Origin of the sequence: Capillimicrobium parvum (genome assembly GCF_021172045.1) — a bacterium.
Classification (GTDB): domain Bacteria; phylum Actinomycetota; class Thermoleophilia; order Solirubrobacterales; family Solirubrobacteraceae; genus Capillimicrobium; species Capillimicrobium parvum.
The window spans coordinates 1,103,641-1,126,439 of the sequence record NZ_CP087164.1; the positions used below are offsets into that span (position 1 = coordinate 1,103,641).

A 22,799-nucleotide genomic window follows, 5' to 3' on the forward strand; every position below is an offset into this window, starting at 1 on the left:
GCCCCAGAGCAGCACTCCGGCGGCCAAGGCGATGCCGCTGATCATCGGCGGCTCGCGAGGCGGACTCAAGGTCCGACAGGAGTCTGAATGAGGCGCGACTGCCGGGCGGGCATCAAGTCGGGCATCAATCCGAGGCGAACTCAGCCGACCGTGACCGCGGTGGATGCCGTGAGACGGCGAGAACGCACCCTGGTTTCCTCACACGCACGATCTCATAACCCGAAGGTCGCGGGTTCGAATCCCGCCCCCGCTATACGGAAGCCCCCTCTCGCCAGGGGGCTTTCGTTCTTTCTGGGGGTCCGCGTCGAGGCGGCGGGCATCGATCAGGCATGAATTGCTCCGCGACTGAAGAGCGCGGGCAGCGAAGCGCGTCGACGCGCTTCTCGAGCGCCGGCCTTCACGCGCCCGTTTCTTCCTCGTCGTGCGGGCTGGGTTGCTCTGGTTGGAAGTCGACGTCGACGGTTTGAAAGCCCTTGTGGCGTTCACTTTCGGCGTAGGCCGTGTAGCTGCGTTTGTCGGCGGATGTGAGCTGGACGTCGTCGGTGAAGGGTGTCAGCAGCGCCCGCGGCCACAGCCGTCGCTGGGCGACGACGTTGATCTCCGCCGCCACGACGGTGACGAGCGCCAGCACGTAGATCCAGGCGAGCAGTCCGAGCACGAGCGCGAAGACGCCGTATGACTCCCGCGTGCCCTTGAGGGCGTGGCTGACGAAGTAGGTGCCGGTGAGCTGCACGATCTGCCAGCCGATTCCGGCGACCACGGCGCCGAGGCGTAGGTGGCGGGTGGGGATCTCTCGCGCGGTGAGCACCCGAAAGGCGAGCATGAACAAGGCGATGTTGGCGAGCGCGGCGATCAGGATTGCGCCGACTCGCAACCCGCCGGCCACGCTGGCGCCCAGGGCGCCCGCGCCGGTCGTGAGACCTGACAGCCCGGTCGTGACCAACACCCCGAGGCCGAGCACGAGCACCAGCAGCAGGCTGCGCAGGCGGGACTTGATCGGGTTCGGGCGCACGTTGCGCGGCACAGCCCACGCGCGGTTGAGCGCGTTCTGGGTGGCCTGGGCGGCACCCAGGCAGCCATACAGCGCGCCCACGATTCCGATCACCAGCGCCAGCCCGCTGCCCGAGTTTGCGTGCACGTTCTCGCGCAACTGGCTGGAGATGACGGGGAACTGGGCCAGCGCCGAGTCCAACAGCCTGGCCTGCAGATGCGGATCTCCGTGCAGCGCGAAGGCGAGGATCGTGGCCAGCAACAGCAGCAGCGGAAACAGCGACAGGAACCCGTAGTAGGTGATCAGCGCCGCCAGGTAGCCGCCCTGGTCGTCCGCGAACTTGTACACCACAGCGAGCGGGAAGCCGGCCCAGCGGTGGCGTCGCTGAAAGGCGTCTAGCGACCTGACAACACGGCCCGACATGCTGGTCGCGGCCTCGCAGATGCTGCAGGAGCCCCCGCTGCTGCCGAGGGCGGGCTCGCCGCGCCGAGATGGCTCGCCGGGTGTCGTGCCGTAGGGATGGGCACCTCAGCGACGAGCGAGTCGGCGCCCGCTCTCCGTGTTGGGCGGGGTGTAGTTGAGCTCGTAGTGGTGGTAGAGCACCGACTCGTCTGCCTGGGAGAGCTCGTCGCCGTGCTGCTCGATGTTGGGCGCGTCCTTGACCTGCTCCTTGGAGACCGCTACCTGCAGGTCATCGGGACCGACGCTGATGCCACCGAGCGGCACGAAGGTCAAGTGGCGCCCGATGAAGCCCTCCTTGACGGTGCCGAACTGTGGCTCGTCGTTCTCGACGTCGACGTAGACGTCCTGCAGCTTGCCGATCTTCTCGCCATTGCGGTCGACCAGCATCTTGCCGTGCCATTCGGCGACGTTCCACTCGGAGTCCCGCTGGTGCTCGCCCATCGCCTCAATCCTCCTCTACGACCGGATCCCGGCATCTACCCATGTTACGCGCGCTGCAGCCCAGCCGGAACCCCCTGCGGCCGGCGCGAGCCCGTCGGCAAGGCGAGCCGCGACCCACGGACGGCATCAAGGCGGGCCCTCCGCGACCACGAACCCGAACGGGGTCCACTACGCCCCCGAATGGACCCGGGGTGCTGGTGTCGCGACGTTCATCGTCGGCGGCCTCGCGAAGGATGGCAGCGGGGACGTTGGAGCGGCGACACCGGGCACCTGCGCGCGCTGACGCCGCGCCGACAGCGCATCGGCGCGGCGGCTCAGCGGCTCAGCGGCGCAGCGGCGCAGCGGCGCAGCGGCGAGCATCTCTGGGCGACCGGCGATCGTGGCTGAACGCGCTGGGTTCGTCCGTGTCGGACTCGGCCACCACGATCACGTTGGCACGTCCGCTCCTTGGTCGCCGCGACCGCCCAACCGTCGCGCATTCTGCCCGGGATCGGTGCTCGAGATTGCCAGGTTGTCGCGGCGACGCGAGGTGCGGGCGCGCAAAGCACGAAGCAGTGGGCCAGCGTTGCTTCTCCGACCTCGGGATCGGGGATATCGGACGGGCCGCCTTCCTTGCCCGGTCTGGGCAGGTGACGCGCCCAGCAGAAAAGACGTGCAGGCCCGAGCGCTTGTGCCGGCGCGGCGTAGAAGAATCCCGGCTGACAATGCCCGTCTACGTCTATCGCCGCCACGACGGCTCGACGTTCGAGATCACGCAGCGGATCACCGACGACAGCCTGGTCAGCTGCCCGACGACCGGGCAGAAGGTCGAGCGCGTGCTTCAGCCGTTCGCCCCGCGCTACAAGGGCACCGGGTTCTACTCGACGGACCACCGGAGACTCAAGCCCAGCGAGCAGCCGAAAGGTGGCGGTGAGAAGTGATGGTGGCCGCGGAGCGGGTGTATCGTCACAGGCGTTGCCATGCCCTGGCTCGCCGACACCGACGTGGGCGCCGCGTACGGGTTCGCCCGCTCGATCGTGGGGGCCCGCACCGAGGCCGAGCTGCGACGTCGCGCGCTTCCCGCGCTCGCCGAGCTCGTTCCCGCGGATCTCCTGACCTGGGATCGGGTCGAGCTCGTCACGGGCGCCGTCGATCACGTGGCCATCCCGGACGGTGCGGAGCCCTCCGGCGCCTTCGAGGCGGTCGTGCCGCACGCCGGCGACCATCCGCTGCTCGCGGCGCACGCGGCCCGCCGGCGCCCGGCCGTGCGGTTGTCGGAGGTCGTCGAGCCCGGCGCCCTCACGCGCAGCGAGCTCTACGGCGACCTCCTGCACGCCGCGGGCGTGGAGTACGAGATCGCGATCGGCGTGCGCACCGGTCGCGGCGAGGCGGTCGTTGCGGCGCTCGGCCGCACCGAACGCGAGTTCTCCGAGCGCGACCGCGACGTGCTCGACCTCGCCCGCCCAGGGCTTGAGGGTGCGCTGCGGGCCACGCAGGCGCACGGGCGCCTCGTCCGCGCGCTCGCTGACGACCCTCCGCCCGGGACCGCGGTGATTCTGCTCGATCGCGAGGGCGAGATCGAGCTCTCCAGCACCGACGCCGGGCGTTGGTTGACGGAGCACTTCGGTGTGGCGGAACACCCCGGCTGGCTGCCCCGACCTGTCGCCGAGTGGCTGGCACTGCCGCCGCGCCCGCCGCTGGTGAGCGAGCGCGATGGCCGGCGCCTCACCGTCTGCCTGCTCCCCGGCGATCCGCATGCGCTGCTGCTCGAGGAGACCGTGGCGAGCTTCCGCCCAGATGCTCTCGACCGGCTCGGTCTGACCGCCCGCGAGACCGAGGTCCTGCGTGCCGCCAGTGTCATCCAGGGCGAGGCCGAGCTCGCGTGGGAGCTGTTCTTGAGTCTTCACGCGGTCCGCGAGCGGCTCGCGCGCCTGGAAGCCAAGCTCGGGGTGAGCACGGCCGGCGACGCCGTCGCCCGGGCGCTCCGCGAGAGCCTGTAGGGCCGGTCGATGAGTGCGTTCGACACGAGGCATCGTCCCGACCCAAGGAGTGTCCGCTGGGCCCGAGCTCGAGGATCCCGAAGCGACGCGCATGGCTGAGACCGGTCCGACCATCACCGCGATGCTGGAGGACGGCCCTCTGAAGGGCAGCAGGATCGAGGCTGAGATCGTCGAGGGACGCCCGCCGAAGACGATCGATGCGCCTGACGACGACGGAAGCACGTGCCGCTACTGCCTCGCGGACTGGGTCCAGAGCGGTCGATCCGCGGCGTACACGTATCTGTACCGCGTGTAGTCACCAGACGAGCCTCAGCAACCGCTGCACGACGAGCTGAGCCCGGTGCGGCTGTCCATGGCGGATCCCGCTGCATCGCTCATTCCCTCGCGGCGATCGCCGGAAGCGGCGCAGTCACCTCAGAAGCGAAGGTGCCCTCATTCGTCGTGCGCTCGACATCGTCGGTCTCAGAGCGCGTCGCCGGGAATCAGCCTCAGGGCTGACCGAAGACTTGACAAGGCAACCCACAGCACCAAGACATCATTCCGCAATCAGGAGGCGCCGCTCGTCATCCGCGAGTCCACCAGCCTCAGGCTGAACGTCATCTGAAGTCGCTCTGAGCGACCAGCGAGCGGGCATCGTATCGGTGTCAAACTGACCAGAACCCAGCCGACCGCAAGGTCCCGGGATGCTGGGGGGAACCGCGAGAACGCAGCACGGGCATCCCATCCGCACGATCTCATGACCCGAAGGTCGCGGGTTCGAATCCCGCCCCCGCTATGCGGAAGCCCCCTCTCGCCAGGCGGCCTTCGTGTTTCGGGGCCGCTCACTCTTGACTGATTCCAGAAGAAAGCTCTAGGGTGCCCGGGTGGCCACGACCGCCGATTGTGAACATCTGCTTCGGCAGGTTGGGCTCCGGGCGACGCGTCCGCGTGTGGCGGTGCTGACCGCGGTGTATGACCATCCTCACGCCGACACCGACTCGATCATCCGGGTCGTGCGCAACGGATCCGGCCAGGTGTCGACGCAGGCCGTGTACGACGTCCTGCGGGCCCTGACCGGGGCCGGACTCGTACGGCGCATCGAGCCGGCGGGCTCCGTACCCCGTTACGAGTCCCGGGTCGGTGACAACCATCACCACGTCGTGTGCCGGTCGTGCGGAGCCATCGCCGACGTCGATTGCGCCGTCGGCGACGCGCCGTGCCTGGACGCGTCGCACCACCATGGCTACGAGATCGACGAGGCCGAGGTCGTGTTCTGGGGGCGATGCCCCGACTGTGTCGCCTCGGCATCGATGCCTCGGGCCGCCGAAGCGCAGAACCAGCAATACGAAAGCATGAGCCAGGAGATGAATCCGACGTGAGCGAGAGCGTCAGCGAAAGCGAAAACCCAGTCATCCCGAGCCCTGAGCCCAAGGCCCACCGGCCGCGGTCCAATCGGGACTGGTGGCCGAACCAGCTGGACCTGCAGGTCCTGCATCATCATTCGGCCCTCTCCCATCCGCTGGGCGCGGATTTCGACTACGCGGAGGCGTTCCAGAGCCTCGACGTCGAAGCGCTCAAGGCCGATCTCATCGAGTTGATGACGACGTCGCAGCCGTGGTGGCCGGCCGACTACGGCCACTACGGACCGCTCTTCATCCGGATGTCGTGGCATGCCGCCGGCACCTACCGCATCGCCGACGGACGTGGCGGCGGCGGCCAGGGGGCGCAGCGCTTCGCCCCCCTCAACAGCTGGCCGGACAACGCCAACCTCGACAAGGCGCGTCGTCTGCTGTGGCCGGTCAAGCAGAAGTACGGCAAGAGCCTCTCGTGGGCCGACCTGCTCGTCTTCGCCGGCAACGTCGCGATGGAGTCGATGGGGTTCAGGACGTTCGGCTTCGGCTTCGGTCGCCAGGACATCTGGGAGCCCGAGGAGGTCTTCTGGGGTCCCGAGGACACCTGGCTCGGCGACGAGCGCTACAGCGGCGACCGCGAGCTCGCCGGACCGCTCGGCGCGGTGCAGATGGGCCTGATCTACGTGAACCCGGAGGGCCCCAACGGGAAGCCGGATCCGCTCGCGGCCGCGCGGGACATCCGCGAGACGTTCGCGCGCATGGCGATGAACGACGAGGAGACGTTGGCGCTCATCGTCGGCGGGCACACCTTCGGCAAGACCCACGGCGCCCACAGCGCGGACGAGATCGGGCCGGAGCCCGAAGCCGCGCCGCTCGAGCAGCAGGGGCTCGGCTGGAAGAACGGCAACGGTGCCGAGACGGTCACGAGCGGCCTCGAGGGAGCTTGGACCAGCGAGCCGACCAAGTGGGACCACGGCTTCCTGGAAACCCTGTTCAACAACGAATGGGAGCTGACGAAGAGCCCCGCCGGGGCGTTTCAGTGGACGCCCACCAACCCCGAGGCCCAGGGGACGGTCCGGGATGCGCACGACCCGTCCAGGCGCCACGCGCCGATGATGCTGACGACGGACCTGGCGCTGCGCCTCGATCCGATCTACGGGCCGATCGCCAAGCGCTTCCTCCAGAACCCGGACGAACTGGAAGAGGCGTTCGCCAAGGCCTGGTACAAGCTGCTGCACCGTGACATGGGGCCGCTGTCGCGCTACCTCGGCCCCTGGATCCCCGAGCCGCAGCTGTGGCAGGACCCCGTCCCGCCGGTCGACCACGAGCTGATCGGCGACGAGGACATCGCCGCCCTGAAGGACAAGATCCTCGCCTCGGGACTGTCCGTCCCGCGGCTGGTCGCCACCGCCTGGGCGGCGGCGGCGAGCTTCCGTGGCACCGACAAGCGCGGCGGCGCCAACGGCGCACGGCTGCGCCTCGCCCCGCAGAAGGACTGGCCGGTCAACGAGCCGGCCGAGCTGCAGACGGCGCTGACGAAGCTGGAGCAGATCCGCACCGAGTTCAACGGCGCGCAGACCGGCGGGAAGCGGGTGTCGCTCGCCGACCTGATCGTGCTCGCCGGATGCGCAGGCGTCCAGCAGGCCGCGCGGGACGCCGGGCACGACATCACGGTCCCGTTCACTCCGGGGCGCACGGACGCGTCGCAGGAGCAGACCGACGTGGATTCGTTCGCGGTGCTCGAGCCGGCCGGCGACGGGTTTCGCAACTATGTCCGCGACGGGGTGACGCTGTCGCCGGAGACCCTGCTGCTGGATCGGGCCTACATGTTGCGGCTCACGGCGCCCGAGCTGACGGTGCTCGTCGGCGGTATGCGCGCCCTGGACGTCAACGTCGGCGGCTCGGAGCACGGCGTCTTCACCGACCGGCCTGGGACTCTGACGACCGACTTCTTCGTCAACCTGCTGGACAGCGGCACGGAGTGGACGGTCTCAGCCGAGGACGAGAACGTGTACGAGGGCCGCGACCGGGCGACCGGCACGGTGAAGTGGACCGCCACCGCCGCCGACCTGGTGTTCGGCTCCCACGCCCAGCTCCGGGCACTGTCAGAGGTCTACGCCAGCGCCACGGCGGAGGAGGACTTCGTGCAGGACTTCATCGCCGCGTGGGGCAAGGTCATGAACCTCGATCGCTTCGACCTGGCCTAGGTTCGAGGCTCACGCAGAGCGGGCATCGCGCGAGCCGGAAGTTCGGCCGGGCGGTGCCCGCTGCTGCTGACATCGGCACCAACTGGGTGATACCGGACCGTCACCACCAGTGACGAAGCGGGCCCCGGCCATGTCCCTCCGGGTACCGACGGGCGCCAAGGAAGCGCATCGTGGCGCGCGGCCACGATCTCGACGAACCGGACTACGTCCTCAACCGCCGGCCGACGGCCGGATCGCGCTCGGTGCGATGGTCGAGGTCGGATGGATCCGACGCCGTCAGTCGCCGGCCAGCACGCCATCGCCCGCGGTCACAGACTGGCCGATGGACGGGTCGTGGTAGTCCTTGAGGATGGTTCCGTAGTCGAGTTCGACGTGCATCAGCGCGTAGGTGGCCTCAATTGGACCGATCGGCGTCAAGGAGGCCAGCGGGTCCAGAGCGCCTTGCGTCCCGAGCGTCAACGTGGCGGGCCCGGTGTACACCTCGGGGCGGCCGTCGGATCCGACCACCGCGTGCGCGGCCATGTCGTCCCGCACGAGCTGCAGCACCGCCGGTGGCTGGCCCCGCTCCGCGCCGGGGATGATCTTCAGGCACAGCCCGGGATGGGCGGGCAGCGCGTCCGGGTCGCCCCAGCGCTCCAGACGCATGCGGGCGGTCGCGATCGCGCAGCCGGTCGGGCGCTCGAGAGACGCGACGATCTCCTCCGCCACGCAATCCACGCTGATGTCCGCCAGCTTCTTCGAGTCACCCCAGAGCTCCCGGCCCGCTGCGAGGGCCGAGTCGCTGGTGACCCAGAGGAACGCCTCGAAGAAATACGGGTTTCCGCGAAAGACGCACTCGATGAACGCATAGCAGCCCTGATGGGGCCCCCACGTGCTGAACGGCGTGTCCTGGAACCAGAGCACCACGCGCGGCGCATCGCTGAGCGGCTCGACCTCCTCCGGCAGCAGGTCGAGGACCGGATCCAGGTGCGTCTCGTAGCTGATCAGCAGGTTCTTGCTGTTGCGATAGAAATGCGGCGGCGCCGGAATCAGCCCACCCCATGTCGGTCCGCTGAAGGTCATCCGGTCGGGCGTCAGTCTTCCCATGTCTCGCTCGATTCGTGAGTGGGCGTTGGCGTCAGGTGTAGGTGCGAACGATCTGGCCGGGGTGCAGCACAGCGTCGAACGTGCCGTAGTAGCCCCCCAGGACGTCGAGCACGGGCAACGTGTGCACCGGGTCGACGGCCGTCGGCACATCGAACGCGATGCTCGCCGTGGTACCGAACCAGGCCTCCGTCATCCCGTCCGGCGCGGTGCGGGGTGTGACCGGAAAGCGTGTCTCGACCAGCTGGGCGACGTCCGTCGGATAGCGCCCAGGGTCCGTGCTCGGGATGACCCGCAGGCTGAACACCGGGACGTCCTCGAACTCGGCGGGCTCGGCAGGCCGGTCGATCTTCAAGACCGCGGTGAGCAGCCGCACCGGCTCCGGGCGGCTCAGCGTCGCCCACACCACGTCGGCCTCCTGGCCCATCTCGATGTGTGCCAGCTTCTTCGAGTAGCCCCACAGCTCGCGGCCGCCGGCCAGCGGCGGCTCGCTGGTGACGTAGATGTAGGGCACGTATATGCCGCGGCGCTTCGTGCCCTCGTCGTCCGTGAGTTCGACCTCGGCCAGGAAGCCGCACTCCCGGTACGGGCCGAAGGTGCTGAACCGGTAGTCCGAGATCATCGCGGTCACGATCGGCTCGTCCCCGAGCGGGCGCAGGCCCGGCGGCAGGTGCCGGCCCAACGCGTCTGCCCTGGTCCGGTAGGCGATCATCATCGTCTGGGACCCGCGGTAGTAGAACGGCGGCTCTCCGTAGAGGGGCGCTGTCACGGGCATCGCCCGCCGGAGGTCCGATGCGGACAGCCCGGCGGTGGCGGTGTCCTCTCGGGGTGGTGTTACGGTCATCGCTCTCTCCGATTCGTTGCGGTGGTCGCTCAGCCGGCCGCCTCGGGCCGCACGTCGCCGTCCTCGCCGGCGAACACGTCGATCTCACGGCGACCGGGATGGAGGTGGCCGGCCACCAGGCCGAAGACCGCCACGACCACGAGCAGCCACGGCAGATGGCTGACGATCCACGCGTCGCTTCCCGTGATCGCGGAGAAGTTGTCGATGATCAGGACGCACGCGGTCGTGAGCCCCGCGAAGGCGAGGATGGGCGCCACCACGCGGCCGAACAGGCTGACCGTGGTCTCGTTGCGCAGGTAGGCGATCACCGCGATGGAGGTCGCGGCCATCAGCGCCAGGACACCCAGAGTCCCGACCCCGCCCGTGACGGCCGCCATGTCGAGGTACGGATCCGCGCCCGCGATCGCGAAGATCGCCACGATGACGGCCATCAGCGTGAACTGGGTCATGCCCGCGATGTAGGGCGTCTTGTAGCGCGGGTGTGTCCGCCCGAGGGCGCTGGGCAGCAACCCGGCGCGCCCGAACGCGAACAGGTACCGCGACGTCATGTTGTGGATCGCGATCATGATCGCGAAGAGGCTCGTCATCAGCAGCCAGTTGACGGCATGGCTCGACCAGCCGCCGAGGTTCGCTGCGGCGATGCCGGGAACGAACGCGCCGGGGTCGCTCAACGCGTTCTCCTCGAGCTTGGCCGCCGGCTGCGAGGCCACCACAGCCCAGGTCGTGAGCGTGTAGCTGATCGTGATGAACAGCACGGCCGCGTAGGTCGCGCGGCGCACCGTGCGCCGTGGATCCTTGGCCTCCTCGCCGAAAATCGCCGTCGCCTCGAACCCGATGAACGAGAGGAACGCAAAGGCGAACGCAACGCCGGGAGCGCCGGAGAAGATTTCCTTCGGCGAGAACGACGACAGCGAGAACGCGCCGAAGCCGTTCTGGACGAGCACCGCGACGTCCATCGCCAGCAGAAGGGCGACCTCGCAGAGCAGGAACACCCCGAGCAGCCGGGCGTTGAGCTCGACCCCCCGGACCCCCAGCACCGTGACGACGGCGAGCGTCCCGAAGGCGAAGACCTCCCATGGGATGTTCACGCTGAGTTCCGCGTTGAAGACGTAGTTCGCGAAGTAGCCCATGTAGCCGATCGTGAAGATCGCGAGCAGGTTGTACGCGACGTTGGCCACCCAGCCGGCCGCCACGCCGGGCGTCCGCCCCAGACCAGCCGAGACGTACGCGTAGAACGCGCCGGCGTTCGTGATGCGCTGGCTCATGGCCGTGTAGCCGACGCTGAACAGGCAGAGGACCACGCCGGCCAGGACGTACGTCCCGGGCGCGCCGATGCCGTTGCCGAACCCGATGATGATCGGGAGGTTGCCGACCGCCACCGCAAGCGGGCTTGAAGTCGCGACGACGAAGAAGAGGATCGCCACGACGCCCATCGCGGCCGGGCGCAGCGAGTTGCGTCGCCCGTCGTCGGTCGGGGTGGACGCCCCCGTGGCGCCCGGCTGGACCGTTATCTCCGCCATGACTGCTCTCCTCTCCTCGGAGGACGACCGGGGCGGCTCTGTGCTGCCCCGGGTGCCGACCTCTCCGTTCGACCCCGGGCGAGACTCACAGCGTCCCGGCAGACCGTCAATGGCGGTGTCTGCCAAAAGCAAGGCAAGCCGCTTGGCAGCGGGCCCCAAATCGTTTTAGGCTTCGCCGGCCTTGGCCGCCCTTCGAGAGCACCCGTCGCCCCCCATGCAGCCGGCACAGCCTGTCCCGGGACCGGTCGAGGACCTGCTTCGCCGGCTCTTGGCCGCCGGCACGGTGGGCGCCGCCGCTCAGGCGGCTGTGGACACCGTCTGCGACGCGCTGCAGGTCGAGGTCAGCTGGAGCGGGATCATCGAGGAGAACTCGCTGACGATGGCCGCGTACAACGGCCTGCACACGACCGAGATGGCCGCGCTGTGGCGTCTGGAGATCGGACACGGCATCGGCGGGAGGGTCGCGCAGGAGGGACGGACGATCCGGGTTCGGGACTACCGGCGCGATCCGCGTCGCGTTCCCGTGATGAAACACCTCATCGACGGCGAGCATCTGCGGTCGTCGATCTGCGCTCCGCTGGTCTGCGGCTCCGAGATCCTCGGGGTCCTGTACGCAGCCGAGCGCTTCTCCCGGGACTGGACGGACGACGAGGTGCGCTTCGTCACGAGCGTCGGACGTGACACGGGCGTGGCGCTTTCGCTGATCAGGCGACACCGCCAGGATCGGCTGGAGTCGGAGGACGCCGTTCGATCGGCGCGAGAGCGAGCGAGGAGCATCGACGCAGTCAAGGTCCTGGCCGGCACCCTGGCCGGCGCCGACGACATTGGACCGGGGATCGCGGTGCTGGCGTGCCACCTCGGCATGCACATCGAGCTGCTGAACTCGGACCGCGAGTTGTTGCGCGAGGCGCCCCAGCCGGGCGGCGGCACGGCCCACGTGCGGTTCGAGACGGCGGTCGGAGAGGAGCTGCCCGCGTTGCTGCGAGTCCGCGGCGACCGGGACCTGGACGCGACCGAGCGGGAGCTGGTGGAGGTGTGCAGCGGCCTCATAGCGCTGCAGTTGCTGCGTGAGCGCGCCGCCCTCCAGATGGAGCTACGGGTCCACGGCGAGCTCTTCGACGACCTGCTCGAAGGGCGGGTCGATGATCACCTCCGGCTGCTGGAACGTGCCGCCCTGCTCGGCGTCGATCTCAAGGCCCCCCGGTACGTCGCCTGCATCGGACCGCATGTCGGCGAGGGCGGCGAATGCGACGACACGCACGCGGCGTTCAGCCGGGGCGCGCTCGACCGACTGGAGCACGACCTCGGCCGTCACTGCCCCCGTGCCATCCTCATGCCGCGGCGTGGTGAGGTGGTCGCGCTGCTGGAGCCGGAGAAGACAGCCCGCAAGAAGGTCGATGAAGCCCTGCGGCTCGTCGTTGGCTCGACCGCCGAGACGGGGGCCCTGGCCGCGGGGCTCGGGCGGATGTGTGTCGGCCTCGGCGACTACGAGGACTCGTACGCCGAGGCCCGGATGGCCCTGAACCTCGCACGGCGACGGTGGCGAGCGGGCGAGGTCCTCTCGCCGGCAGATCTCGGGTTCTACGGGCTGGTGGGCCGCGCCTCGACGCGGCAGTCGCTCGAGTCGATGGTGGCGAGCGCGCTCGGGCCACTGCTCGAGGCGGATGCCGCCGGGGCGTCGGCGTACGTCAAGACGCTCGATGTGTACCTCGCCAGCGACCGGCGCCTCGAGAGGACTGCGAACGACCTGCACGTGCACCCCAACACGGTCCGCTACCGCCTGACGAAGATCCAGGAGATGCTCGGCGTGAGCCTACGCGACGTCGAGGAGCGCTTCCTGCTCGAGCTCGCCCTCCGTGTCCGCGCTGCGCTCGATCAGCAATAGCTCAGCCCTTGGTCCGCCACGGTCAATCGGTGGATCCGGGTCTAGGCACCGATGAAGGCGCTGCTCTCTCGCACCCGCAGCACCGCCGGGATGGTCACCGGCGCCTCGGCATCCTCGCCACGGATGCGGCTCAAGAGGAGCTCCACGGCGGCGCGGCCGACCTCAGCCGGATCGAGATCGAGCGCCGTCACCGGTGGGTGGCCCTGGCGTGCATCGATGCTGTCGATCCCGGTCGCGACGAGCAGGTCGCCGGGCACCGAGAGCCCACGCGCCCTGGCCGCCCGCATGACCTCGCCCGCGTAACGCTCCGGTAGGCCGATGATCGCGTCGGGGGCGCGCGGGCCATCGAGCAGCACGCCGGCTCGCTCGCAGGCAGTCAGCTCTGCGGCCGTCCCGTTGGCCGCATCGACGATCGGTTCGAGGCCGTGCTCCTGAGTCCAGGCGAGGTAGCCGCGAAGAGAGTCGACCGTCCAGGCGTTGCCCCAGCCCGAGGTCAGCAGGGCGATCCGCCGCGCGCCCGACGCGTGCAGGTGGTCGAGCAACACGCGCATGCATTGGGCGTTGTCGGAGTTGACGTGCCAGCGGTGGTCCGGGTGGTCGGGATCGCGCTCGATCGTCACGACCGGCTTGTCCAAGCGCCGGCAGAACTCGAGCTGCCCATCGCCGGGGACCGTGTCGCACAGGATGGCGCCGTCCACCGCGAGGTCCTCGAGGTCCTGGTACGAGCGCAGCGGCGGTGAGATCAGCAGCCGGTGGTCGTTGTGCAGGGCGGTCGCGGTTGCGGCGCGGATGACGTGCATGTAGGCGTCGAAGCTGAGCTCCTCGGGGCGGTCGCTCGCCGCCTCAACGCTCGAGAGCACCAGCGCCAGCGTGCCGGTGCGCGACGTGCGCAGCGCCCGGGCGATCCGGCTCGCCCGGTAACCGAGCTCCTCGGCCGCGGCCGCCACGCGCTCCGCGGTCTCCGGCTTCACGGTGCCCCGGCCGTTGAGGGCGAGCGACACCGTCGCGGGCGAGACGCCCGCGGCGGCGGCGACGTCCCGGATCGTCGCGCGAGGCTCCATGGACGAGGCGCCCATCGCAAGGCCACGCTACCAGTCGCCGTTCGCGCCCACCGACCGTCGGTCGCGGGCGCAACCACACGACCGGCTCCAGGCGGCAGCCTGCGCCGGGAAGCTTTTGGGAAGCCGGCGGGCCTAGCGTCGCGCCGGTCATGAACGAACGGCACACACCCACATCGCGCCGGGCGCTCGGGCTCTTCGGACGCCTGGGCCGCTGGTCGGCGCACCACCGCCGCGCGGTCTTCGTCGCGTGGGCGGTGCTCATCCTCGCTCTCGGCGCCTTCGCCCCGCGGGCCGAGCACGCCCTCTCCGGCGGCGGCTGGCAGGCGGACGGCTCGGAGTCCGTTGCCGCCCGCAGCCTGATCGACCGGCACTTCGGTGGCGAGGGCAGCTACGCGTTGGCCGTCGTCGTCAGCTCCCGCGCGCACGCAGCGGGCGATCCGGTGTTTCGTCACGCAGTGGCAGCCGCGGCGCGGGTGCTGCGCGACGAGCCGGCGGTGGCGGCGGTGACGTTGCCGCAGCCGGGCCGGTCGGTCTCGCGTGACGGGCACGTGGCGGTCGTGCGCGGCGGCGCGGGCGCCGGCACGGCGGAGATGGTGCGGGCGGCGAGCCGTGTCGAGCGGCGCCTCGCGGTCGCCGGGTCACCCGGCGTCCAGTTGGCGCTCACCGGGTCGCCCGCGTTGTGGTCGCAGTTCAACGACGAGAACAAGACGGCGATGCTGCGGTCCGAGGTCATGTCGTGGCCGCTCACGATGGTCGTGCTCCTGATCGCGTTCGGCTCACTCGCGGCGGCGGGCATCCCGCTGCTGCTCGCGATCTCCGGCCTCGTGGCGACGGCGGGCGCGCTCTGGCTCGGCACCCGGGTGACCGGGATCACGATCTGGGCCATGAACTTCGCCCTCATGTTCGCCCTCGCGGTGGGGATCGACTACGCCCTGTTCGTCGTCGTGCGCTTCCGGTCCGCCCTCCGCTCGGGACTCCAGCCGATCGACGCGGTGGGGGAGACGATGGACACGGCCGGCAAGGCGGTGGTCGTCAGCGGGCTGGCCGTCCTGGCCTCCCTGTCCGCGGTGATCCTCGTGCCGAGCCAGCCGTTCCGGACCAGCGTGTTCGGCATCCTGCTGGCCGTCGGGCTCGTGCTTGCCATGTCGCTCACGCTCCTGCCCGCGGTGCTGGCGACGCTCGGTTCGCGCATCGACCGCTTCGCCCTGCCATGGGCCGGTGCGGTCCAGCACCGTAGCGAGCGCTTCGCCCGCTGGGGCCGCCTCGTGGCCCGCCGGCCCGTGCTCGTGGGCGCGCTCGCGGCCGGGGTGCTGGTCGCTCTCGCGCTGCCCGTGCTGCACCTGCACACCGCCATGCCGAATGCCGGCGTCCTGACCCGCCACGCGAGCGCGCGCGTCGCGTCCGAGCGCCTCCAGCAGGGCTTCGGGCCCGGGGCGCCCGCCGAGCTGCAGGTCGTCGCGCCCCGCGCCGCCGCCGGCCGGGTCCAGCACGCGCTCGAACGCGGTCCGGGAGTCGCGGCGGTCCTGCCGCCGCAGCAGGCCGGACGCTTCGCGCTGCTTCGCGTGCAGCCGTCGAGCGACGACCCCGGGGCGCTCATCGAGCGCATGCGCCAGCAGCTCCCCGCGGGCGCGCTCACCGGCGGAGCCGCCGCGGAGGCCCACGACCTCGAGCGCGTGCTGCGGGGCCGGACGCCGCTCGTCTTCGCCCTCGTGTCGGCGATCGGCTTCCTGCTCCTGCTGACCATCGTCCGTGCGCCGCTCGCCGCCGCGTTCGCGGTGTTGCTGAACCTCCTCGCGACGGCGGCGACGTTCGGCGTCGCCACGCTGATCTTCCAGGACGGTGGCGGCGAGGGCCTGCTGGGCTTCCATTCACAGGGCTTCGTCGACGCGTGGGCGCCGGTGTTCTTCTTCTGCCTGAGCTTCGCCCTCGCCATGGACTACACGGTGTTCCTGCTGATCTCCGTGCGCGAGGAGCTCGAGCGCACCGGCGACGCGCGCGCCGCGCTCGTCGAAGGTCTGGCCCGCTCCGGGCGCGTCATCAACGCCGCGGGCGCGGTGATGGTCGTGGTCTTCTTCACGTTCGCCATGTCGGGCCCGCTTCCGCCGAAGGAGATGGGCGTGATCCTCGGTGTCGCCGTGCTGCTCGACACGGTGCTGGTGCGCCTGGCGCTGCTGCCCGCGGTGCTGCGGCTGCTCGGCGACCGCGCCTGGTGGGTCCCCACCTTCGTCGAACGGTGGCTTCCCCATCTTCGCCTCCGCGACGCCCAGCCGGAGCCGGCGGGTTCGGTGGCCGTGGAGCACGGGGGCGCTCCCTGTTGACGATGTCTGTCCGGGCCGGCCGGGAAGAGCCCGGCCGGCCCCGCCACGCGCCCTCGCGCGCCCTCATGCAGCGACATCGCTCCTTACACCGGACCGCGACCTCAGATTGACCAGACCAATCTGGTCGACCAACTCGGTACGATCTCGTGATGGAAGTGACGGTCCAAGAAGCCAAGACGCAGCTCTCGCGCCTGCTGCGCCGGGTCGAGGCCGGCGAGGAGATCGTCATCCGCCGGGGCCGCGAACCGGTCGCGATGCTCGTTCGCGTGCCGACGAGGCCGGGCAAGCGCCAGATCTGGGGCGACCTCGAGGGGGCGATGGCCGCCGACTTCGACGAGACCCCGGCGGACTTCGATCCCTACGCGTGAAGCGGCTGCTGCTCGACACGAACGTCGCGGTCTGGCTGCTGCTCGGCGACCGGGAGCGGGTGTCGGCCACTGCGGTCGAGTTGCTCGAGGATGAGCACAACCAGGTCGCCCTCAGCGCCATCAGCGTATGGGAGATCGCGATCAAGCAGTCGCTGGGCAAGCTGACGATCGCCGACGGCTGGGCGGCAGCGCTCGGACGGCTCGGGTTCGATCCGCTGCCCGTCACCGCGCTGCACGCGGAGGCCGTGGAGCGCCTTCCGTGGCACCATCGCGACCCCTTCGACCGGCTGCTCGTCGCCCAGGCGTCGGTCGACGGCCACGCGCTCGTCAGCGCGGATCGGCGGCTCGCCGCCTACCACGTCGACGTCGTGTGGTGAGCCGGCCGCGGTGCGGGCGAGCGGCGCGCGCCGTGGGCTTCGACAACGGCCGTCGGTCACCCGCCACCCGGACGGTCGGCGAGCAGGCATGATGGCGCGCGATGGCGCACGTCGAGATCGTCGACCAGACCATCCGCGACGGCCCGCAGAGCCTCTGGGGCATGCGGATCCGCGCGGGCATGGTGACGAAGGTCGCCCCGCAGCTGCGGGCGGCCGGCTTCCACACGCTCGACGTCCCCGGCGGCTCGTTCTTCACGGTCATGCTGCGCCACCTGCGCGAGGACCCGGTCGCGTCGTTCGCGCACATCCGCCGGCTGCTGCGCGGGCAGACCCTGCGCTGTGGCACCCGGCCCTCGTCGACCGGCCGCTACGGGATCGCGTCCTACGCGAGCATGGACTTCTACACGCGGTTCATGGTCCAGCGGCTCGGGATCGACGCGTTCTGGATCTACGACTGCCTGTACGACATGCCGGAGATGGAGCGCCGTGCCCGGTCCGTCCACGAGGCCGGCGGCGAGGTGGTGCCCGCGGTCATGTACGGCATCTCGCCGGTGCACACCGACGCGTGGTACGCCGAGCGCGTGCGCGAGATGGTCGGCTGGGGGATCACGTCGTCCATCTACGTGGAGGACGCGCCCGGCATCCTCACCCCGGAGCGCTGCCGGACGCTCATCCCCGCGCTCGTCGAGGCCGCCGGCGACGTTCCGGTCGAGCTGCACTGCCACAACACGACCGGCCTGGCCCCGCTGAACTACCTCATCGGCATCGAGCACGGCATCCGGCGCATCCACACCTGTAGCCGCCCGGTGGCCAACGGGCCGTCGCTGCCGTCGACGGAGATGATGCTCGTCAACCTCGAGTCCGCCGGCCACACGCACCCGATCGACGCCTCGACGCTGGCGCCGGTGGCCGAGCACTTCGAGCGCGTCGCGCTCCAGGAGGGCCACCCGCTCGGGGCGGTCACCGAGTACGACCGCCGCATCTACGACCACCAGCTTCCCGGCGGGATGACCGGCACGTTCAAGGCCCAGCTCGTCGAGCACGGCATGGAGGACCGCTTCGACGCCGTGCTCGAGGAGATCCCGCGGGTGCGTGAGGAGCTCGGCTACCCGGTGTCCGCGACGCCGTTCAGCCAGCTCATCGGCACCCAGGCGCTGCTGAACGTCGTCTCCGGCGACCGCTACTCGATCACCACCGACGAGGTCGTGCTCTACACGATGGAGGCCTACGGCAAGCCTCCCGCGCCGATCGATCCCGACGTGAAGGACCGCCTGCTCTCCAGCCCGGCGGGCAAGCGCCTCGCCGGCTTCCGCCGGCCCGACCTGACGCTCGAGGAGCTGCGCATCCAGTCCGGCGGCCCGCACGTCTCCGACGAGGACCTCTTCCGGCTGATCTTCACGCCCCAGGAGGATCTCGACGCGACCGCTGCCGCCGGGCCGCTGCGCACGGACTACGCCTTTCGGGAGAAGCCGGCGGACCTGCTGGCGCGCGCGATGGACGCCAAGCATGCGCGGCGCGTGTCGCTGCACTCGCCGGGCGTGTCGATCGACCTGGCGCGCTGAGCGCAGTAGGAAGCCCGAATCCGGGCGCCCAGCTTAGGACTTTCTCCCATGGGAGCGTCCCGGGCACGGCCGGATACTCCGTTCATGGGTCCGCGCACGCAGGACACCCGCCTCTGGCATCCGTTCAGCGACATGGCCACGGTCCGCGACCGCGAGCTGGTCATCACCCGCGGCGAGGACGTCTGGCTGTGGGACGAGGACGGCAACCGGTACCTCGACGCCTTCGCCAGCCTCTGGTACACGAACATCGGGCACGGGCGAAGCGAGATCGCCGACGCGGTCGCCGCGCAGATGCGTGAGCTCGAGGCGTTCACGATCTTCTTCGACTACGCCAACCGCCCGGCGCTCGAGCTCGCCGAGCTGCTGGCCGAGCTGTCGCCGATGCCCGGCTCGCGGGTGATGCTCACGCCCGGCGGCGGCAGCGAGGCGATCGACACGGCGGTGAAGATGGCGCGCCGCTACTGGTTCGAGATGGGCCAGCCCGACCGCCGCCATGTCGTCTCGCGCGCTCACGCCTACCACGGCTCCAACGGGATCGGCACGGGCATCGGCGGCATCGACGCCAACCGGGACGGCTGGGGCGCCGCGCTGCCGGAGACCTCGCGCGTCGGCCACGACTCGGTCGAGGCGCTCGAGGGCGAGATCGCCCGCGTGGGGGCCGACCGCATCGCGGCGTTCGTCTGCGAGCCGGTCATGGGCGCCGGCGGCGTGCACCCGCCGCCGCCCGGCTACATCGAGGGCGTCGCCGCGCTGTGCCGGGCGCACGACATCCTCTTCGTCTGCGACAGCGTCATCTGCGGCTTCGGGCGCCTCGGCACCTGGTTCGGCATCGAGCGCTGGAACGTCGAGCCGGACGTCATCACCTTCGCCAAGGGCGTCACCAGCGGCTACCTGCCCCTCGGCGGCGTGCTGTTCGGCGCGCGCGTGTGCGAGCCGTTCTGGTCGGAGCCCGGCAGGATGGTCCGCCACGGCTACACGTTCGCCGGCCACCCCGCGTGCTGCACGGCGGCGCTGGCGAACATCGCCGTGATCGACCGCGAGGGGCTGCTGGACCGGGCGCTGGAGATCGAGCGCGACCTCACCGCGGTGCTGCGTCCGCTCGAGGACCATCCCGCGGTCGCCGAGGTGCGGTCCGGTACCGGGGCGATGGCCGCGGTCGAGCTCGTGGAGGAGGGCGGCGCGCCGGGGCTCATGATGCGGATGCGCGCCGCCGGGGTCCTCGTACGCGCCTCGAGCCCCACGGCGGTCGCGGTCTGCCCGCCCCTGACGATCACCCGCGAGCAGGTCGACACCATCGGCGAGGCGTTCGCGCACAGCCTGGGCGCGTGATCGCCCAGCTGCGGCGGATCGCGGGCGATGACGCCGTCATCGAGGGGGCGCCGGCGCCCTATGCGTCGGACGCCACGCAGGAGACGCTCGGTCTGCGCGGCAGCGCGCGGGCGACCGTACGCCCGCCGGACGCCGAACGGGTCCGCCGGGTCGTCGCCTGGTGCTACGACCACGACGTGCCGATCGTGCCGCGCGGCGGCGGCACGGGCTTCGCGGGCGGCGCGGTGCCGAGCGAGGACGCCGTCGTGCTGTCGCTCGAGCGGCTCGATCGGTTCCGCGAGCTGGAGCCGGCAGCGTGGCGCGCCCACGTGGAGGCCGGCGTGTCGACCGCCACGGTCACGCGCCGCGCGCGCGAGTCCGGCCTCCTGTTCCCGCCGAACCCGGGCGCCGCCGAGCAGTCGCAGATCGGCGGCAACGTCGCGACGAACGCCGGCGGTCCGCGCGCGTTCAAGTACGGCGTCACGCGCCGGTGGGTGACCGGCCTGGAGGCGGTCGTCGCTCCCGGCGAGGTGCTGCGCACCGGCGGCGCGGTCCGCAAGGACGTCACCGGCTACGACCTCACCGGCCTGCTGTGCGGCTCCGAGGGGACGCTCGGGGTCGTCACGTCGGTGTGGCTGCGCTTCGTCCCGCTGCCCGAGCGCAGCGCCCAGGTGGCCGGCTTCTACGAGTCGGCCGCGGACGGCTGCGCCGCGATCGCCGCGGTCTTCGCCAGCGGCGGGCAGCCCGCGGCGCTCGAGTACGTCGACGCCGGCGCGCTCGCCGCCACGGCCGCCGCCTTCCCGGCCGCCGTGCCCGCCGGCGCGCGCTTCCTCGTGCTCGCCGAGGCCGACGGCCGCGACGCCGAGGTCGCGTCCGACGCCGCGGAGCTGGGCGAGGCGCTCGCCGCCGGCGCCCTGCTGACGCATGTCGCGACCACGCGCGGCGACCTCGACGCGCTCGCCCGCTGGCGCGAAGGCGTGTCCGGGGCGGTCACCGGCCTGCTCGGCGCGAAGGTGTCGGACGACGTCGCGGTCCCGGTCGAGCGCCTGGCCGAGATGCTCGAGCGCGCCGACGCGATCGGCGCGCGCCACGGCCTGCGGACCTGCAGCTGGGGCCACGCGGGCGACGGCAACCTGCACGTCAGCTTCCTCCTGCCGCCGGGCGACCTGCCGCTGCGCGCTGCGGCCATGCGCGCCAGCCACGAGCTCCACGCCGCGGCCGTCGAGCTCGGCGGCGCGATCTCCGGCGAGCACGGCATCGGCAGCGTCAAGCGCGGAGAGCTCGGCCTCCAGCTCGGCGACGTCGGCCTGCGCCTGCACGCCGCCGTCAAGCAGGCGCTCGACCCCAAGGGCCTCTTCAACCCGGGCAAGAAGCAATGACGGTGGCGGACGGGATCGTCGCGGCGCTCGCGGAGCGCGCCGTGGACACCGTGTTCGGGATCCCGGGCGTGCACAACCTCGCGCTGTTCGCGGCGCTCGAGGCGGGCGGCGTGCGCACCATCGTCGTACGCCACGAGGCGACCGCCGCGTACGCCGCCGACGTCCACGGCCGCCTGACGGGCCGGCCCGGCGTCTGCGTGACGACCTCCGGCCCCGGGGCGGCCAACGCGGTCGCGGCGATGGGCGAGGCGCAGGCGTCGTGCTCGCCGCTGCTGCACGTCACCACCACCGTCGCGCGCCGCCACCTCGACGCCGGCGTCTCGCGCGGCGTGCTGCACGAGCACCCCCGCCAGCGCGACATCTTCGCCCCGGTGTCGAAGCTCGCCGTCCGTGCCGACGACCCGGCGACGGTCGCCGCGATCGTCGGGCACGCGTTCGACACCGCCGCGCTCGCGCCGTGCGGGCCCGCCTACGTGGAGATCCCGACCGACGTGCTCGCGGAAGCGGCGCCCGGTCCGACCGGCCTGCCCGGGGCCACGCCGCCCGAGCGGACGCCGGCGCCCACGCGCCCGGTCCTGCGCGAGCTCGCCCAGCGCCTCGAGCGCGCGGAGCGGCCGCTGATCTGGGTCGGGTCCGGCGGGGCGCCCCACGCCCCGGAGGTGCTCGAGCTCGCGGAGCGCCTCGGCGCGCCCGTCGTGCTGACCCACAGCGCCAAGCGCGCGTGGAGCGGGGGCGGGCCGCCGCTCGTCGTCCGCCATCCGCCGCACGAGCCGGCGATCGGCGACCTCTGCGCCGCCGCGGACGCCGTCCTCGTCCTGGGCAGCGACCTCGACGGGATGATGACCCAGGAGTTCCGGCTGCCGCTGGCCGGCGTCCTGCGCGTGGACGTCGACCCGCGGCGCATGGACCTCTCCTACCCGAGCGAGCTCGCGGTGCCGGGCGAGGTGGAGGGCGTCGTGCGCGGCCTGCTCGCGCTCGTCGGCCCGCGCGCGGGCGGAGGATGGGGCGCCGGCGCGGTCGCCCGAGCCGATGCCGCCGCAGCGAGCGCGCTCGACGGCGACGGCGACGCGGCGGCCGGGCTGACCTACGTCTCGGCGCTGGACCGCGCCATCGGCGACGCGCAGGTCGTCGTCGCCTGCGACATGGCGATCTCCGGCTACTGGACCGCGGCGTACCTGCCGCTGGGCGCGTCGCGCCGGATCGTCTACCCGGTGGGCTGGGGCACGCTCGGATTCGCGCTGCCGGGAGCGATCGGCGCGGCGCGCGCGGGCGCCGGCCGGGCGATCGTCGTCTGCGGCGACGGCGGCGTGCTGTTCGCGATCGGCGAGCTGGCGACCATCGCCCAGGAGGAGCTGCCGGTGACCATCGTCGTCCAGACGGACGGCGGATACGGGATGCTGCGCTACGACGAGGAGCGCATGTACGACCGGACGTTCGCGGTCGACCTCCGCGCGCCGGACTTCCCGGCGCTGGCCGGCGCCTTCGGCCTGCCGGCCGAGCGCGTCGACTGCCTCGACCCCGGCCTCCCGGACGTTCTCGCGCGCGCTGTGCAGGGCCGGGGCCCGAACCTCGTCGACGTCATCGGCCGGCTGACCCCGCCGCGCACCACCTCGCCGCGTTGGCCGCTGGTCGCCCACCCCTCAGGGCCTCCCGGTAGGCCCTGAGCGCCGCGCCGGTTAGCCT

19 protein-coding genes are annotated in these 22,799 nt (G+C 71.4%); 13 read left to right on the forward strand and 6 right to left on the reverse strand.

Annotation, left to right across the window (positions count from 1 at the left end; genetic code table 11):
* Nucleotides 1-397: 397 nt before the first annotated feature.
* Nucleotides 398-1,342 carry a YihY/virulence factor BrkB family protein gene (locus DSM104329_RS05440; protein ID WP_259314378.1) on the reverse strand — a complete coding sequence of 315 codons (945 nt, stop codon included), beginning with the start codon at nt 1,340-1,342 and terminating at the stop codon, nt 398-400.
* A gap of 177 nt (nt 1,343-1,519) precedes the next feature.
* Nucleotides 1,520-1,894 (reverse strand): PRC-barrel domain-containing protein, encoded by a 375-nt coding sequence (locus tag DSM104329_RS05445; RefSeq protein WP_259314379.1) that lies wholly within the window; start codon nt 1,892-1,894, stop codon nt 1,520-1,522.
* A 704-nt stretch (nt 1,895-2,598) separates the two neighbouring features.
* Here DSM104329_RS05445 and DSM104329_RS05450 point away from each other — a divergent pair.
* From DSM104329_RS05450 to katG, 5 genes are all read left to right on the forward strand, one after another.
* On the forward strand, nt 2,599-2,814 hold the full coding sequence (locus DSM104329_RS05450) for an FmdB family zinc ribbon protein (RefSeq protein WP_259314380.1): 216 nt from the start codon (nt 2,599-2,601) through the stop codon (nt 2,812-2,814).
* A 39-nt stretch (nt 2,815-2,853) separates the two neighbouring features.
* The gene (locus tag DSM104329_RS05455) at nt 2,854-3,873 is read left to right on the forward strand and encodes a helix-turn-helix transcriptional regulator (RefSeq protein ID WP_259314381.1); all 1,020 of its coding nucleotides are present in this window, start codon (nt 2,854-2,856) and stop codon (nt 3,871-3,873) included.
* A gap of 91 nt (nt 3,874-3,964) precedes the next feature.
* Nucleotides 3,965-4,168: a hypothetical protein gene (locus DSM104329_RS05460; RefSeq protein WP_259314382.1), complete on the forward strand. Its 204-nt coding sequence runs from the start codon at nt 3,965-3,967 to the stop codon at nt 4,166-4,168.
* A 568-nt stretch (nt 4,169-4,736) separates the two neighbouring features.
* A complete protein-coding gene (locus DSM104329_RS05465) occupies nt 4,737-5,231 on the forward strand; it encodes a Fur family transcriptional regulator (protein WP_259314383.1) in 495 nt (164 codons plus the stop codon).
* Complete coding sequence (gene katG, locus DSM104329_RS05470; RefSeq protein WP_259314384.1) at nt 5,135-7,411, forward strand: catalase/peroxidase HPI; 2,277 nt, start codon at nt 5,135-5,137, stop codon at nt 7,409-7,411. Before DSM104329_RS05465 ends, katG begins: the two co-directional genes overlap by 97 nt.
* A gap of 276 nt (nt 7,412-7,687) precedes the next feature.
* On the opposite strand, the gene DSM104329_RS05475 is transcribed toward katG, so the two are convergent.
* From DSM104329_RS05475 to DSM104329_RS05485, 3 genes are read right to left on the reverse strand one after another with little or no spacing between them, the layout of a single operon-like run.
* Complete coding sequence (locus DSM104329_RS05475) at nt 7,688-8,473, reverse strand: acetoacetate decarboxylase family protein (protein WP_259314385.1); 786 nt, start codon at nt 8,471-8,473, stop codon at nt 7,688-7,690.
* Between the two features lie 55 nt (nt 8,474-8,528).
* A complete protein-coding gene (locus tag DSM104329_RS05480) occupies nt 8,529-9,338 on the reverse strand; it encodes an acetoacetate decarboxylase family protein (RefSeq protein ID WP_259314386.1) in 810 nt (269 codons plus the stop codon).
* A gap of 29 nt (nt 9,339-9,367) precedes the next feature.
* Nucleotides 9,368-10,858, reverse strand: a complete 1,491-nt coding sequence (locus tag DSM104329_RS05485; RefSeq protein WP_259314387.1) for an APC family permease — start codon at nt 10,856-10,858, stop codon at nt 9,368-9,370.
* Between the two features lie 214 nt (nt 10,859-11,072).
* Between DSM104329_RS05485 and DSM104329_RS05490 the strand changes: the two genes are divergently transcribed.
* A complete protein-coding gene (locus tag DSM104329_RS05490; protein WP_259314388.1) occupies nt 11,073-12,743 on the forward strand; it encodes a helix-turn-helix domain-containing protein in 1,671 nt (556 codons plus the stop codon).
* Nucleotides 12,744-12,784: 41 nt separating this feature from the next.
* Here the strand turns inward: DSM104329_RS05490 and DSM104329_RS05495 are convergent, their stop codons facing one another.
* Nucleotides 12,785-13,819 carry a LacI family DNA-binding transcriptional regulator gene (locus DSM104329_RS05495; RefSeq protein WP_259314389.1) on the reverse strand — a complete coding sequence of 345 codons (1,035 nt, stop codon included), beginning with the start codon at nt 13,817-13,819 and terminating at the stop codon, nt 12,785-12,787.
* A 134-nt stretch (nt 13,820-13,953) separates the two neighbouring features.
* On the opposite strand from DSM104329_RS05495, the gene DSM104329_RS05500 reads away from it, so the two are divergent.
* The 7 genes from DSM104329_RS05500 to DSM104329_RS05530 all read left to right on the forward strand — a co-directional run bounded on the left by DSM104329_RS05500 (nt 13,954) and on the right by DSM104329_RS05530 (nt 22,780).
* Nucleotides 13,954-16,122 (forward strand): MMPL family transporter, encoded by a 2,169-nt coding sequence (locus DSM104329_RS05500; protein WP_259314390.1) that lies wholly within the window; start codon nt 13,954-13,956, stop codon nt 16,120-16,122.
* Nucleotides 16,123-16,271: 149 nt separating this feature from the next.
* The gene (locus tag DSM104329_RS05505) at nt 16,272-16,490 is read left to right on the forward strand and encodes a type II toxin-antitoxin system Phd/YefM family antitoxin (RefSeq protein ID WP_259314391.1); all 219 of its coding nucleotides are present in this window, start codon (nt 16,272-16,274) and stop codon (nt 16,488-16,490) included.
* Nucleotides 16,487-16,867, forward strand: a complete 381-nt coding sequence (locus DSM104329_RS05510) for a type II toxin-antitoxin system VapC family toxin (protein WP_259314392.1) — start codon at nt 16,487-16,489, stop codon at nt 16,865-16,867. The genes DSM104329_RS05505 and DSM104329_RS05510 overlap by 4 nt, the downstream gene beginning before the upstream one ends.
* A gap of 101 nt (nt 16,868-16,968) precedes the next feature.
* Entirely contained in the window at nt 16,969-18,429 is a 1,461-nt protein-coding gene (locus tag DSM104329_RS05515) for a hypothetical protein (RefSeq protein WP_259314393.1), read from the forward strand.
* An 84-nt stretch (nt 18,430-18,513) separates the two neighbouring features.
* Nucleotides 18,514-19,758, forward strand: coding sequence for an aminotransferase family protein (locus tag DSM104329_RS05520; RefSeq protein ID WP_259314394.1), 1,245 nt, complete (start codon nt 18,514-18,516; stop codon nt 19,756-19,758).
* On the forward strand, nt 19,755-21,116 hold the full coding sequence (locus tag DSM104329_RS05525) for an FAD-binding oxidoreductase (protein ID WP_259314395.1): 1,362 nt from the start codon (nt 19,755-19,757) through the stop codon (nt 21,114-21,116). Before DSM104329_RS05520 ends, DSM104329_RS05525 begins: the two co-directional genes overlap by 4 nt.
* A complete protein-coding gene (locus DSM104329_RS05530; RefSeq protein ID WP_259314396.1) occupies nt 21,113-22,780 on the forward strand; it encodes a thiamine pyrophosphate-binding protein in 1,668 nt (555 codons plus the stop codon). The genes DSM104329_RS05525 and DSM104329_RS05530 overlap by 4 nt, the downstream gene beginning before the upstream one ends.
* Nucleotides 22,781-22,799 lie beyond the last annotated feature (19 nt).